Origin of the sequence: Pediococcus parvulus (genome assembly GCF_964063155.1) — a bacterium.
Classification (GTDB): domain Bacteria; phylum Bacillota; class Bacilli; order Lactobacillales; family Lactobacillaceae; genus Pediococcus; species Pediococcus parvulus.
In genome coordinates, this window is the sequence record NZ_OZ061292.1 from 1,768,687 (window position 1) to 1,784,114 (window position 15,428).

General features: G+C 40.1%; 13 protein-coding genes and 1 pseudogene. 8 read left to right on the forward strand and 6 right to left on the reverse strand.

What is annotated here, in order from left to right; all coding sequences use genetic code 11:
• Positions 1-50: 50 nt before the first annotated feature.
• The 4 genes from AB3217_RS08930 to AB3217_RS08945 all read right to left on the reverse strand — a co-directional run bounded on the left by AB3217_RS08930 (position 51) and on the right by AB3217_RS08945 (position 5,057).
• A complete protein-coding gene (locus AB3217_RS08930) occupies positions 51-995 on the reverse strand; it encodes an aldo/keto reductase family oxidoreductase (protein WP_367366012.1) in 945 nt (314 codons plus the stop codon).
• Between the two features lie 176 nt (positions 996-1,171).
• Positions 1,172-1,600, reverse strand: coding sequence for an Hsp20/alpha crystallin family protein (locus AB3217_RS08935; protein WP_057785018.1), 429 nt, complete (start codon positions 1,598-1,600; stop codon positions 1,172-1,174).
• Between the two features lie 262 nt (positions 1,601-1,862).
• Complete coding sequence (locus AB3217_RS08940; protein ID WP_084254268.1) at positions 1,863-2,246, reverse strand: hypothetical protein; 384 nt, start codon at positions 2,244-2,246, stop codon at positions 1,863-1,865.
• A 75-nt stretch (positions 2,247-2,321) separates the two neighbouring features.
• Positions 2,322-5,057 carry an HAD-IC family P-type ATPase gene (locus tag AB3217_RS08945; protein ID WP_057785016.1) on the reverse strand — a complete coding sequence of 912 codons (2,736 nt, stop codon included), beginning with the start codon at positions 5,055-5,057 and terminating at the stop codon, positions 2,322-2,324.
• A 255-nt stretch (positions 5,058-5,312) separates the two neighbouring features.
• Between AB3217_RS08945 and AB3217_RS08950 the strand changes: the two genes are divergently transcribed.
• Positions 5,313-6,698 carry a hemolysin family protein gene (locus tag AB3217_RS08950; RefSeq protein WP_068807015.1) on the forward strand — a complete coding sequence of 462 codons (1,386 nt, stop codon included), beginning with the start codon at positions 5,313-5,315 and terminating at the stop codon, positions 6,696-6,698.
• A gap of 546 nt (positions 6,699-7,244) precedes the next feature.
• On the opposite strand, the gene AB3217_RS08955 is transcribed toward AB3217_RS08950, so the two are convergent.
• Positions 7,245-8,057 carry an HAD family hydrolase gene (locus AB3217_RS08955; RefSeq protein WP_260274656.1) on the reverse strand — a complete coding sequence of 271 codons (813 nt, stop codon included), beginning with the start codon at positions 8,055-8,057 and terminating at the stop codon, positions 7,245-7,247.
• Between the two features lie 165 nt (positions 8,058-8,222).
• On the opposite strand from AB3217_RS08955, the gene nrdI reads away from it, so the two are divergent.
• Positions 8,223-8,702, forward strand: coding sequence for a class Ib ribonucleoside-diphosphate reductase assembly flavoprotein NrdI (gene nrdI / locus AB3217_RS08960; protein WP_068807009.1), 480 nt, complete (start codon positions 8,223-8,225; stop codon positions 8,700-8,702).
• A 251-nt stretch (positions 8,703-8,953) separates the two neighbouring features.
• Here nrdI and AB3217_RS08965 read toward each other — a convergent pair whose 3' ends face one another.
• A complete protein-coding gene (locus AB3217_RS08965; protein WP_068807006.1) occupies positions 8,954-9,814 on the reverse strand; it encodes an aldo/keto reductase in 861 nt (286 codons plus the stop codon).
• Positions 9,815-9,942: 128 nt separating this feature from the next.
• Between AB3217_RS08965 and AB3217_RS08970 the strand changes: the two genes are divergently transcribed.
• The 6 genes and pseudogenes from AB3217_RS08970 to AB3217_RS08995 all read left to right on the forward strand — a co-directional run bounded on the left by AB3217_RS08970 (position 9,943) and on the right by AB3217_RS08995 (position 15,428).
• Complete coding sequence (locus AB3217_RS08970; RefSeq protein WP_068807002.1) at positions 9,943-10,599, forward strand: YitT family protein; 657 nt, start codon at positions 9,943-9,945, stop codon at positions 10,597-10,599.
• 89 nt (positions 10,600-10,688) lie between these two features.
• Complete coding sequence (locus AB3217_RS08975) at positions 10,689-11,480, forward strand: tyrosine-protein phosphatase (protein ID WP_260266719.1); 792 nt, start codon at positions 10,689-10,691, stop codon at positions 11,478-11,480.
• A gap of 29 nt (positions 11,481-11,509) precedes the next feature.
• A complete protein-coding gene (locus tag AB3217_RS08980) occupies positions 11,510-12,454 on the forward strand; it encodes an alpha/beta hydrolase (RefSeq protein WP_068806996.1) in 945 nt (314 codons plus the stop codon).
• Between the two features lie 192 nt (positions 12,455-12,646).
• On the forward strand, positions 12,647-13,705 hold the full coding sequence (locus AB3217_RS08985) for an ABC transporter ATP-binding protein (protein WP_068806994.1): 1,059 nt from the start codon (positions 12,647-12,649) through the stop codon (positions 13,703-13,705).
• A pseudogene (locus tag AB3217_RS08990) lies at positions 13,698-14,610 on the forward strand (carbohydrate ABC transporter permease). Before AB3217_RS08985 ends, AB3217_RS08990 begins: the two are co-directional and overlap by 8 nt.
• Entirely contained in the window at positions 14,607-15,428 is an 822-nt protein-coding gene (locus tag AB3217_RS08995) for a carbohydrate ABC transporter permease (protein WP_068806991.1), read from the forward strand. Before AB3217_RS08990 ends, AB3217_RS08995 begins: the two are co-directional and overlap by 4 nt.

Sequence of the window (15,428 nt, forward strand, 5' to 3'; positions counted from 1 at the left end):
CGGCACGCTCTTATTTATGGGGACTTATCGCTACTCTTCGCCCACTATTTTTATGGCATATCATTTCCAGCCGCGTAATAAATGTCATACCATTCTTGCCCGGTCATTTCCACATCACTACCAGCCAACGATTCCTTAATATGCTGTGGATTCATTGATCCCACCAACACTTGGAACTTCGCCGGATGACGGAGAATCCATGCCGTTGCAATCGCATTCTTTGTCACCCCATACTGGTCTGCCAATTCCTGCATTTTTTTATTCAACTCTGGAAACTTCGGATTATCAATAAACGGTCCGTTAAAGTTTCCCCATTGATACGGTGACCACGCTTGAATCACAATATCATGAATCCGTGAATACTCTAAAAATTGTCCATCATGATCCACACCACAATCATCCTGCATATTTGTATGCATTCCGAAATCAATCATATTACTATGCATAATTCCGAATTGAAGTTGGTTAAACATCAATTTCTGTGAAACTGAACGTTGTAACAATTCAAATTGCATTGGGTTAAAGTTTGAAACACCAAAATGACGAACCTTCCCCGCCGTTTGTAATTCATCAAACGCTTCCGCAATCTTGTCCGGTTCCATCAATGGATCTGGACGATGAAGTAAAACTGAATCCAAATAATCTAAATTCAAGCTTTGTAATTCATGATTAACAGCATCAATAATATGTTGTTTTGAAAAATCATAACGATTTCCATAAGGCTTACCAGAACCATCATCGTTACCATTACGAATTCCGACCTTAGATTGAATCCATAAATTATCACGACTTACAGATGACTTGTCTAAAGCATCCCTAAAAACGAGATCTGATTTGCCACCACCATAAATATCAGCAGTATCAATAAAGTTCACACCGTTATCAACAGCTGTTTCAATTACTTTTGTTGCAGCATCCGTATCCAACGCATCCATACGCATAATTCCTAACGCAACGTTAGAAACTTTTTTGCCACCAATTGTAATTTGTTTCAAAAGTATCACTCCTAAAATTAAATTTATACTATCCAGCTACCAGCTTACCACCTTTCAAACTAAAACTAAATCAATTTGGCATCGGTTACAATATCTATATGTTTCTTCAACTTGAGATTAAAAAAGAGACCATCACAACAACTGTGATGGTCTCTTTCATCAAATTTAATTAAACTTTAGTTGATTGGAATTTGTTTGCCACTTTGAAGCTTTTCTTCACTCTTTGGCAATGTAACCTTCAAAACACCACCGTCATAGGAAGCACTAATCTTATCACGATCAATATTTGGAAGATAGAATTGACGAGACACATTGCTGTAACTACGTTCTTGACGAATTAAATTACCTTTTTCGTCCTTTTGTTCCTTATCAACATTATGTTTGCCCGTAACCGTCAATGTATCATTATCATAATTCAAATCAATATTTTCTTTCTTGAAACCGGGCAGTTCTGCTGAAACTTGATAATCCTTTTCATTTTCACGGATGTCCGTCTTCATTGAGCTACCTTCAGTCATTGATTTGAAGAAATTCTTCCCAAAATTATCGAAAAAATCAAGTGGTGCAAAATCATCAAAATCTCTGTTTCTCAACTCGTTAGCCATAATTCAAGACTCCTTTTTTATATAAATTTTCGTACCTAATTTCCTCGGTACAACTATATAGTAAGACCATCTAAAATCGAATGCAAGAATTTAGCACTACACATTTAAGAGTGCTAAAACAATTAGCTAGAATCCCGTGGTTGAGCCATTTTGATTTCAGCATTTTCAATCTAAGCCTAGAATAATTAGCGTCAAATCTTTGCTATCATCAAAAAAACAACTATCTCCATTAATTGGAAAATAGCTGTTTGAACTTTTAGTTTTAGTAAGTAACCATTTTATGCGTTTCGTTAGGTTTGTCTTGAACTTTCAAATCTAGCGCCTCACCTAAAATGTGTAATGCCTTCTCACGAGTCTTGACTTGATCCATATCAAAGATAATTGATTCAATCGCACCACCAATGAAGTCAAATCGTTCACAGAAAATGTAAGGATCTTCATTATCACGATGATGAAATTCGTCTTCAATTTTTTCGTAGAATCCTTGGCTCCATAAACGGTCATGCATATCAGGAAAATCATTTTTGGTAACGAAGCCCTTCTCTGCAATCATGTCAGCTGCTTGTTTGACGTCTTCTTTATCGAAGTCAATCTTTGCAATCTGTTCTTCATCTGTTTCTACTTTAATTCCATCATCTTTTGCCATTTCTGAGATCTCCTTATTTATATTTTTACGACCTCATCCTAGCACTACTTTTTTGAATCGTTAAGAAAAAGCGCTTTATTTTTGATTCCACGTCGCAATCATGCGTTTTTGCCGCCGAATTCCCCACAGCTTATCTAGCTCGGTTACAATCAAGACAACAATTCCGGCAAACACTGGAATCAACCATAAGTGCCAGTCTAAATTAGCAGTACTAAAAATCACCTGCATAAATGGCAAGTATGTGATTCCGGCCTGCAGAATCAGGAGAACCGCAATAATGGCAAACGCCATCGGATTTCGGAAAATATCTTTTGACAACGCAGGTTTGGGTGTTCGAATATTAAACAGATAAAAAATCTTACCGACAACAATCACATTTAACGTCACTGTACTTGCAACCACAGTACTAATATCTTGCAATGTCAACCACTTGAAAGCACTGATTCCCAAACCAGCAATTAAAAAGGAAACATAGACAATCTGCCACACATCTTTTCGATTTAAGAAGGCTTGGTTACTCTTTCGTGGCATGCGTTTCATAAGTCCCTCTTCGGCCGGTTCAAACAAAAAGGCAAACTGGATCGTAATGGCGGATACCATGTTAATCCACAGTAACTGGGTTGGCACTAACGGCATTTCCTGCTGTAAAAGAATCGAAATCAAAACGATCAAACCTTCTGCAAAACTGGTTGGCAACAAGAACCGGATTGTCTTCTTGATGTTGTCATAAACATGCCGTCCCTCTTTAATTGCGGTTGTTAGTGTCGCAAAATTATCATCGGCTAAGACCATATCCGCGGCCTCTTTGGCCACATCGGTTCCTTTAATTCCCATGGCAATTCCAATGTCAGCCTTTTTCAAAGCAGGCGCATCATTCACACCATCACCCGTCATCGCTGTAACGAGACCATTTGCCTGGTAAGCTTCCACAATTCGTAACTTATTCATAGGTGTCGTTCGGGCAAACACATTATAGTTTTGAATCACTTTTTTCAGTTGATCATCTGAAAGTTCGTCAATTTCGGCACCTGTAATGGCCGAGATTTTAGAATCTAGGCCCAGTTTTTTGGCAATTGCTGCCGCTGTTTCAGGATGGTCACCCGTAATCATTTTTACTTTAACGCCAGCTTCGCGCATCTCTTTTAAAGCCACAATTGTTTCTTCACGAGGTGGATCGATAATCCCGGCAATTCCAAGGAACTGAACCCCTTCAAGCACCAACTCATGGGTTAAAGTGTGAACTTCACGTTCAACTTTTCGATAGCCAAGAGCGACCACCCGTTCACCATTGCGTGCCAGTTTGGAAACTTGATTAGTCCAGGCATCCACGTCAAACTTCGGATCTGCTTGTTTGGCCATTGCAAACACCTTATCAGGCGATCCTTTGACTAAAATCACTCTTTGACCGTCACTATCTTCATCCAATTTTGCAATGTATCGATAATCAGAATCGAAAGGAATTTTATCAAGCTCCACTAAATCTGGTTCGTTTTTCTTAAATACTTTATGATACAAAGTTAAAAAAGCACCATCAGTGGGCTCACCATTAATTTCCCATTTACCCTCTGTTTCGATAAGCCGGGTATCATTTGCCTCATGTCCTGCTACCAATAAACGATCCAAATCCTCATCACGACCGGGAATAATTGCCTGGCCATTTTGCGTAATTTTACCGTCTGGTTGATAACCAGTTCCGCTAACTTCGTAGTGACCTTTTTTCGTAATTAAGGTATCAATGGTCATCTCATTTTTAGTCAACGTTCCTGTTTTGTCAGTATTAATAACGTCCACTGCTCCCAAAGTCTCCACGGCCGGCAAAGTTTTGACAATTGCATTAGCTTTTGTCATCTTCTTCACACCCATGGCAAGCACAACCGAGGTACTTGCTGGTAAACCTTCAGGAATTGACCCAACCACCATTGTAATCACGGCAACCATTAAAACGGAAAGCGAATAGACTTGAGTGATCAGCCCAAAAACAGTTAACAAAACTGCCACGGCCACAATCGCATATGACAAATACTTACCCAAATCATTAATTTCACGCATCAGCGGTGTTGTTTTGGATTGCACCTTTTCCATGCTGGCATTGATTTTACCAATTTCGGTTTCAGCACCCGTCGCAGTTACAAGGCCCAGACCACTACCGTTCGTCACAGCCGTTGACGCATATGCCATATTTAATCGATCTGCGAGAGGTGTTTTCGGATCGGTCAATAATTCATCATTTTTTAAAACAGAATCAGTTTCCCCTGTCAAAGAAGATTCTTGAATTTTTAAATTATCGGCGGTTAAAATTCGCAAATCCGCGGGAACGTTATCGCCAGCCTCTAGGAAAACCAAGTCACCCACGACTAAGTTTTCGGCAGCAATATCTTCTCGTTTGCCATCACGAATAACCGTTGCTGAAACTTGTAGCATTTGTTTGATCTTTTCAATGGCTTCAGAAGCCTTACTCTCTTGAAAATAACCAATCAGTGCATTTATAATCACAACCAGCCCAATAACAATCGAATCTGAATATTCTCTTAAAAAGAAAGTCGCAATAGCTGCAACTAAAAGAATATAGGTAATACTATTGTTGAACTGTTTGAAAAACCGTTTCAGCTTGCTTTGCTTCTTTTGAATCAACGCGTTGGGTCCATTTTGTTTGAGTCGTTTTTCGGCCTCTAAACTTGTGAGCCCTTGATCAAGCTCTATTTGGTCTTGCCCTAAGAGTTGATCCACAGTTTGCGTATACGGGTGGGGTGGTTTACCCTTTTTCAATTCCCCACCATAGTCGGTACTATCCGAAGCAGAACTTTTTGTCATAATTTAAAACTCCTCCTGTAAAAATTTATTCTGGTATTATCTTTGGTAAGTAATAGCATATCTGAATTTAAGTGTAGTGTCAAAGGATAACTTATCCGTTTTATAAGAAATCTTAAACTGTTCACACTATTTTCATATTCATTCTTAAATTATCGCAAAATAACTTATATCTGTGGCCAATTCCGAAAGATTTTTCTTATCAGACGCGCTATAATATAGAGATAATGTAATTACAAAAGAAATGGGGAATGTTCCTTGGACAGTGGTCAGATAATCAGCGATAGTATTATCATTTTGATTACCTTCATCCTGGCATATTTTTTCGTTGCCGCAGAATTTGCACTTGTTGAAAGTCGATTAAGTGCATTGGAAGAGGCACGGGAAACAGCAGTTGGTGGACGGCTCAAAAAAATTAACCGAGCTATCCACATGGTTTCAAATTTAAACGAATATCTTTCTACCACACAGGTTGGAACGTCAGTCTGTGGAATTATTTTAGGTTGGATAGGTGAATCGTTTGTAGAATACTTCATTATTCGCTTTTTTGGATTCACACATCTCATTAATCAAGCTTCGCTACACGCGATTGGAGCAATTATTGGTGTTTTACTCCTAACCTACTTGGAAGTCGTTTTAACAGAAATTGTACCAAAGAATATTAGTATCGATGTCCCCATGAAAGTTTTAATGTCGATTGTGACCCCATTACATTGGTTTCACACGGCATTTTATCCATTCGTTTGGTTACTAAATGTTTCTGCAAGTGGCATCGTCAAAATGGTGGGTATGGAGCCTGCTGATGAAAGCAACGAGGTCTTTTCTCAAGCGGAAATCCTGAGTCTTTCTAAAAATGCTGTTTCTGGCGGTGAACTTGATCAAAATGATTACGTTTATATGCAACGTGCTTTTGATTTTAACGATAAAGTCGCAAAAGATATTATGATTGATCGTACACAACTGGTAGTTCTGGATGTGAACGCTACAGTAGATGAAGCGTTATTGCTTTACCTGCAAAAGCGTTTCAGTCGTTTCCCAGTGGTTGCAAATAACAACAAAGATAAAATTCTGGGCTATGTTTACAATTATGATTTGATTCGTCAAAGTCGAGTAGATGGCGATATTAAGGTCAGCAAGTTACTGCGGAATATCATTACCGTTCCTGAAACTGTACCTTTACAAGACGTTTTGCAAAAAATGCTCCAAAAACAAACGCCTATTTCCGTTGTTGTTGATGAATATGGTGGTACTAGCGGTATTATTACCGATAAAGATATTTATGAAGAAGTTTTCGGAACAATTAATGATGAAGTTGACGATGTTTCTGGCGATTATATTCATAAAGAAGCTGACGGCACTTATCATGTCAGTGGTAAAACTACCATGTATGATTTTGAACGGTACTTTGGCATTGACGTTCCCGGTTTCGAGGGCGAAGATGTGGTGACGCTTGGTGGGTATGTCATCGATCATCATCCAAACATTCAAGTGCATGATCAGGTCCGTATTGATCGCTATGATTTTGAAGTTCTTGATAATGAGAATGCGCATATTGATTGGTTCCACGTCACTAGAATTCCTGATGAAGAATATAAAAAGTTACAAAAACATGCAGAAGATGAGCGGTTAAACGCAGACGAATAGCATGTGATAGACACAAGTCGAGCTAGTTGGCTTGTGTCTTTTTTGTTTTGTTATGGGTTTGATTTTACGTTACAATTCGCTCACTTTTTAGGACAGCTGCTTGTGACAGCCAAAACAATATAACCATGCCTTACCGTGGGACTTTCATCCCACTATCGGCACAGTTATATTGTTTTGACTTACCGTCACAATCCGCTCACTTTTTAGGACAGCTCCACAAGACAGTTCCAGAAATATAAACCCGCCTAGCGCAGGACTTCTTCCTGCTGCCGGCACGTTTATATTTCTGGGACTATTCGTCTTCATCCGCTCACTTTTTTAGGACAGCTCCACAAGTCATAAAAGGTCCCATAAGCATGCTTCCAGCGGGAGATTCCTCCCGCATCCATCATACTTATGGGATCTTTTATTACGACTTGTTACGCTCACTTTTCCCTTAGGACGGCTCGGCAAAGCAAGTAAGGGAAAATAGCCATGATTCCCGCGGGATTGCGATCCCGCTTCCATCATGGCTATTTTCCCTTACTTAACGCTTTGCCTCGCCCACTAATCTAAGAACCTTCTCTTCAAATACTTTGGCAAACCGTCATCTTCACTTGCTTCCGTTACCTCATCCGCCTGGGCCTTTATTTCATCCGCACTATTGCCCATTGCCACACCCGTTCCAACTGCCTTCAACATTCCCAAATCATTCTTATCATTTCCAAATGCAATCGTATGATCCTCCGGAATTCCATACTGGTTCGTTATCGCCCGTACCGCACTCGCCTTATCCACTCGTTTCGGAATCAACTCAATATTATCTGGACTCGATGACGACACATTTAACACCTGCGCATCTATCAATTTTTGCCTTGCAATCCCCAATTTATCCAACTCACCCTTTGCAATCACAATTCCATTAATAATTTGATCACTCACATCGTTCAAATGATCACGGTCATGCACATCTTCAAATTTTCCAGCACCATCTTGCATAACTCGCATCCGCGCCAATCGACTCAAATCCCATGGCTTACGTCTCGTATAAAAAGTTCGATCCGTACTAAAAAAATTGGTCGACAATCCAAGCTCAGTTGTCACATCATAAACCGTACTAATCGCTTTCCAACCCAAATGATCCATATGCAAATGATTTCCTTTTTGATAAACAGATCCATTCGACGCAATTACTTCTACCTTCGAATTAATTCGTTTTTGAATTACCTGTGCTAATGAAAGCATCCGTCCCGTTGCAATGTAAAAGATAAATCCTTGTTGCTGCAACTGTTCAATCACCTTTTTTGTCATTGCCGATACATTTTGATTATGTGAAATTAGTGTGCCATCAATATCCATAAATACTATATAAGGTTCCAAAGCGTTAGCCTCAATTCTTTTTCAATTTTGTCTCTACAGTCCTAGTTTACTACTTTACTAAAGCGGTTCCACCGTTTTTAAAAAATATCTTTTTATAAAAAATTAAGTGTTACAATGTTAATAATGTTCTACAATAAAAATAGTAAAGTTTAAGGGGGTTCCATCATGTCGATTATTAACATTTTATACATCTCAGTCGCTGGAAATACACGCTCCTTCACACAAGATCTCCAAGACTATGCTGAGGAGCAACATTCAAAAGATGCCGCTAATCCCCTCATTTCATTAAAAGAAGTCTCTGAAGAAACTGATTTTGAGAGTGAACAAGAACCATATTTTGCGTTTGTACCTACTTACCTAGATGGCGGAAACGGCGTTGACAATGGTGTCAAAGAACTCATGACCAACGTTTTGGGCGAATACATTGCCTACAAAGATAACCGCAAATTATGTCTTGGGGTTATTGGCAGTGGTAATCGTAACTTCGGCCTGCAGTACTGTTTAACCGCCAAACGTTATGCCCGTGATTATGGTTTTGAATATTTGGACAACTATGAGTTACGCGGTAATACCGCCGACTGCAAACGAATTTACGAAACAATGAAAAAAAACAATGTTTTAAACACCGTCTCAAAAGAAGTTTAATTAGTTTTAAAAGTCAAAACCGCCAAATTCAAAAAATGAATTTGGCGGTTTTGGTTTCTGTTTTTAATTTTAACAGCTATAAGAGTAGATATTTTTCTAGGCTAATGCGCTTCTATTTTTATAGCCGAAACGTGCTAAAAAGAGCAGCCTTCTCCGCTCAGCTACGATAGCCCAACGATTCCTAAACCGAATCATTGGGCTATCTATGCTATGCTCGAAAGCTAAACGCTCTTTTTAGCACTCTTTTATTTTTACCAAGTAATCGTGTCCGGATCCGTCGCCAATCCTGCAACGCCACGCAACCCATCAATTGTCTTCATATCTGCTTCATCAATCTCAAAGTCAAACAACTTTGTATTTTCAATAATACGTGCTTCATGCACTGACTTTGGTAATGGTAAAAATCCATGTTGCAATGACCAACGCAACACTACCTGTGCAACTGTCTTGCTATACTTCTCACTCATTGTCTTGAGTTCATCCACAGCAAAAATTTTACCTGTACCAAGAGGACTATACGCTTCTGACAAAATATCATGCGCATCATTATACGCAACAACTTCTGGCTGCAAATCACTCGGATTCAAGAAAATCTGGTTAACTTGCGGTGTAACCGTCGCCGTCTTCAACAATGCATCTAAATGCTTAGGACGGAAGTTAGAAACTCCAATTGTCCGCAACTTGCCAGCTTTTTGAGCTTCTTCCATTGCGCGCCAAGTATCCGCATTCGTCTTTTCCCATGAATCACGATAAGCAATTGGATTTGGCCAGTGAATTAAGAACAGATCCAAATAATCTAATCCTAAATTATTCAAAGATTTATCAATTGCCTTCTTGGTATTTTCATATCCATGATCGTTTCCAGTCAACTTTGAAGTAACCCAAAGTTGATCACGGGCAACGCCACTATCCTTAATACCTTTACCCACACTTTTTTCGTTACCATAAGCAAAGGCAGTATCAATATGGCGATAACCTGCTGCAATGGCCTCTTCAACTGATTTCTCAGCCACATCACCATCCGGCGTCTGCCAAGTACCAAAGCCAACAATTGGAATCTTGACGCCGTTATTTAATTCATAGGTATCTGTTAATTTTGTTAATTTTGCCAAAATAAATCCTCCTATCAAATATTATCTACATTATAAAGCAAAACTACTAGACTTGAAAAAGATTTGGTTTCCGCGCTAAATTATTCTATGATAAACGCATATAAACGCTAATTTAAGGAAGTCTCGTTGTGAATAAAAAATCTGATTTCAATAAACGCCTATTTTTCTTAGCCATTTCCATTGTCCTAAACTCATTTTCCAACGCGTTAACCGTGGCGAGCCACTGTGGAAGTGCCTTATGGACGGCTTCTTCTGTCAATTTGAGCGAATGGTTTAATTTTCCACTAGGAACTGTTTTATTTGTCGAAGGAATCGCCGTCGTTATCGCAAATGGTCTTCTACTCAAACATTTTGACTGGCATCGCATGCTGGGAAACTTAGTATTTATGGTGCCATTTTCTTATTTAGTTGGAGCAATTAGTAGTGGTTTAGATACGCATGGTTTTTTGAACTTACCATTAAGTGTCCGTATTATCGCTGATGCCCTCGGAATCGTGGGGATTGGCGTAGCGGTTTCCATTTATCAACGGGCCAACATCGTGTTACATCCCAACGATGACTTAACTTACATCGTTCGCTTCAAGTTCATGAACGGCAAAGCAGCGGTTGCCCAGTGGGTCAGCTATATTCCAGCCATTTCAATCATTTTATTGACCTTTATCGTCACCCACCATATTTACTCGATTGGTTTAGGTACCATTCTTGCTTTCATCCTGCAAGGAGCCGTAACAGGTTGGGCCGATCGCCACGTATTTACAACTCTTAAACATCACTTAAATGTTTAGACATAATTGGTAGGAAGAAAAACGGGACTGTGCTATCATTTTATATGTAGGATATTTCATAAAAAAAACGATATGTGGGAGGATTTATCATGGTGAGATCACGGGTACTGCAGTTACAAAAAGGCGGCAATTTTCGAGAACTTGGTGGTTATCAGACAATGGATGGCCGCACAATTAAGTGGCATAAAGCAATTCGTTCTGGAAAACTCGGCAGTTTAACCGATCAAGACGTCTCTTTTTTGGACACTTACGGATTAAAATATGACGTGGACTTCCGTTCGCCTGAAGAAAAGGCCCAAGCACCAGACCGAATCCCAGCCCAAACTAAATATTTATTTATGCCAGTATTTTCAACTGATGAAACCCAAAACTCCAAGCAAACGGATCGCTTACAACGCAAAATGGACACTGATCCCACAACTGGTCGTCAGCAAATGCATCACGTCTATCAAGATATCATCACGAATCCCCACTCACAAACAGCTTATCGACGTTTCTTTGACGTTTTGTTGGAAAATGATGGTCAACAAGATACCTTACTTTTCCACTGTACCGCCGGAAAAGACCGCACTGGCATGGGCGCCGTTTTCTTTTTAAGCGCCCTTGGTGTAAATGAAGACACCATCAAGGCTGATTATTTACTCACAAACAAAACCACAAAACCAATGTTAGACAATTTGGTTAAAACCTTGAAACTCAAGAATTCACCATCAGCCTTCATTCAAAGTATGCGTGATTTACAGAGTGTACAAATTTCCTTCTATAATACCGCGATGGATCAGATTCAAAAGGTTTCAGGAGACATGCCAACTTACCTACACGACTATTTAAATCTTTCTACGAACGATATTCATGATTTACGGCACATTTACTTAGAATAATATTTTCTACAAACAAAGAGGGCTATTGAATGAAAAGAAAGAATCTTATTGGACTTGGAATTGTGGCACCAGTGGCCTTAGGAGTTTCTGCCCTAACGGCTGCCAGTGCTAAATTATACGATTACGCGTTTCGGCGCGTGGATTACGTTCCTGAAACTTCAGCAGATAAACAGAAATATGCAGATGATTATTACAGATATGTAAACTGGTTTCATAAGGTAACCACGAAACAGTGGACGCTTCACCCTTCTGATTTAGAAAACCGTGTCGAAGCGACTTTTATTCCATCTGCAAGTGAAAATGCCAAAACGACAGTTATCATCGCTCACGGTTATAAAGGTAATGGCGAGACGATGTCAAACTACGCTAAAATGTTCTATGACATGGGTTACAACGTCTTGTTACCAGATGATCGGGCCCACGGCAATAGCTCAGGTGACTACATTAACTTTGGCTGGATTGATCGCCTCGACTTTGTGGAGTGGGCACATTCTGTCATTAATAATGTGGGCGAAGATTCCAAGATTATTATGTTTGGCGTTAGCATGGGTGGTGCAACCATTCAAATGACGAGTGGCGAGAATCTCCCTCCTCAAGTTAAACTAATGATTTCCGATTGTGGCTATTCAAATTTACGTTCTGAGTTGGCTTATTTGCTGAAACACCAATTTCATTTGTCACCAACCGTTTTTGTGCCGATCATAAACGCAATTAATCACCATCGAATGGGCTTTTCGATTGATGATGTTTCCTCGGTCAAACAACTTCGTAAAAATACCCGCCCGTTTTTATTTATTCACGGGGAAAAAGACATTTATGTCCCTACTTACATGGTTGACGAATGTTTCGAAGCTTGTCCTGAACCAAAAGATATCTGGATTGTGCCAAATGCATCCCACGCTGAAAGTTTCTGGATGAATCCAAAAGCTTATCAAGCTAAGATTCAACGGTTTATTGATAACTATTCAGATTAACATATAAAACGAAAACGACTTACAATTCGAAAAAATTGTCGGTCGTTTTTATATGCTTCATTTTTAATTTTTTAATCACTAAATTGACCATTCACCCGCAAAAACGTATGTCCGGTCAGTTTTTAACTGCTATACTATAAAAAGCATACAAAATTTAGTCCATAAAAAATGTTAATCATTAGGGGTGATCACATGCAGGTTGAACTTAAAGATATTACTTTATCTTATGAGAAACACCACAACGTTTTTAAACACTTAAACTGCACAGTCGAAAATGGCGAGCTGGTCGCCTTTCTTGGCCCTAGCGGTAGTGGCAAAACCACCATTTTGAATTTGTTGGCGGGATTATTGACCCCTAAGTCTGGACAAGTCTTGTTTGACCACCAAGATGTCACTAAAAAAGATGTCCGCGATCGCAACATTGGCATGGTATTTCAAGACTACGCCCTTTATCCGCATCTTTCTGTGCTAGATAACATTGCCTTTCCGTTAAAAATGGCCCACGTTAAAAAGGCAGAGCGCCAAAAACGTGCCGGCGAACTCGCTAAATTAGTTCATGTCGAAGATCAGATCACCAAACTTCCTAGCCAACTTTCCGGTGGTCAACAACAACGCGTGGCAATTGCCCGTGCATTAGCAAAAAATCCTGATATCTTGTTACTTGATGAACCGTTGTCCAATCTTGATGCCGCGTTACGTGGTGAACTGCGCGATGAAATTCGTCGTATCCAACGCACAACTGGAGTTACCACCGTGTTTGTCACTCATGATCAAGAGGATGCGCTACGAATCGCGGATAAAATCATGGTTATTTCAAATGGCCACATCCAACAAACTGGTTTGGTATCGGATTTGTATCGCCATCCGCGGAACCTTTTTGTTGCAAAATTTGTTGGCACGCCCAGAATTAATCTGGTCCCGATTGCCAATATTGCGCCTTACATAACTACTCAAATTTCCAAAAAAGTGCTTGCAAACACCGCCATTGTTGGCATTCGCAGTGAAGCAGTTTTTCTGCCGTCCACAACCCAACCAACGTTCGCTGAAATACCAATGGCGGTTGATCACCAAATACAACTTGGCCGTGACTGCCAAACTCGTTTGCATAGTGAGAACTTTGAGTTACTGAGTACCGCTATTGAAGACCGATTGCCTTCATCAAAAATGACATCTGTTTACATAACTGCAAAAGGCTGCTTCTTGTTTGACCAGAACGGAATGTGTATTTGGGATGGTGACGCAAATGATTAACGCCAAACCAACTCTCAAATCGACCTTGCATGCACTCTTATATCTCATGCCGTTACTGATTGTCACCGTCACATTTATAATTTGGCCACTCATCGGTTCATTTCTGATGAGTTTTTACACCAAATATAATTACTTCACAAACAAAGTGAGTGAAATGGGCGGCGCAAACTTTGTCTATCTATGGAATGATCCGGATTTTCACTTGGCTGTGCGCAACACCCTTATTTTTGTGGTAGGGTTCGTCCCCATTATCCATCGTGTTTGCACTTGGAATTGCCCTGCTGCTCAATCACATCAAACGATTGGCTAACTCATTTCGCGCGATATATTTCTTGCCATTTGTAACTTCTACAGTTGCAATTGCCTTAGTTTGGAATTGGATTTTTCACTCTAATTATGGCTTGCTGAATCAAGTTTTAAAGTTGTTTGGGCTATCCGCCATTAATTGGCTAAACGACCCGCGCTACTCGTTAATAGCCTTAATTATTATCTGCATTTGGCGCGGATTAGGTTTCAATATCATCTTGTTTTTAGCTGGGTTGAATAATATCGATCAACGCTACTACAAAGCAGCCAGTATTGACGGAGCTTCTCATTGGCAAAAGTTTACCAATGTCACAGTCCCTTTGTTAGCGCCAATGACCATTTTGATCACAGTCAACGCCATCATTGCAAGCTTTAAAGTGTTTGATCAGGTTTTTGCGCTCTTCCATGGAACGGCGGGACCTGCCAACGCTGATTTGACCATGATGTACTACCTCTACCAAAAGTTCTATGTGGAAAATCAGTATGCAATTGCAGCAGCAAGTGGAATTATCTTATTTGGCTTCATTGCAATTGTCACCGTCCTAACCTTTTGGTATTTCCGCCGTCACCAGACCTTGTTAGGTGGTGAACGGTCATGAGTAAACACCTCACAAAACTAATCAGCTATCTCTTGCTGTCCTTGGGCGCCATTGCGATGTTACTGCCATTTTTGTGGATGATCATCACCAGTCTGCAGACACCAGCAGAAGCCCTAGCTGTTCCTAAAGTTTGGCTTCTAAAATCATTACACTGGGAAAATTATTTACAAGCTTGGCATGCAGCACCATTTGCGCGTTATTGTCTGAATTCAGTGATTGTCACCATCGCGACCACTTTAGGGCAATTGTTTACAAGTATTCTTGCGGCGTTTGCCTTTACCCATCTCAAGTTCTATGGCAAACAGGTGCTTTTTTCGGTATTGATCGCACTAATGATGGTTCCGGGTGAAATACTGTTGATTCCAAACTTCGTGACCCTTTCGCAATTGCATTGGATTAATACCTATGCCGCCCTGATTGTTCCCTGGCTAGCTAGCATTTTTTCCATGTTTACCCTTCGTCAAGCTTTTCAGACGCAGACACGCTCAACTTACTACGCGGCACGAATCGATGGTGCAACTGACTGGCAATATCTCTGGCATATTTTAGTGCCCGCAAATCGGCCCACAATTATCGCCGTGGCCGTGCTACAACTCATTGGCTCGTGGAATTCCTTTATGTGGCCGCTGATCGTGACTAACTCTGATCATTTGCGAACGTTACCCGTCGGTCTCATTGAATTTACCAATGATTCAGGAACAAACTATCCATTATTAATGGCCGCCACGGTATTCGTCATGTTGCCACTATTCGTTTTATACTTTTTTCTGCAAAAATATATCATTGCCGGCATCACAAAAACTGGTTTGAAAGGATAA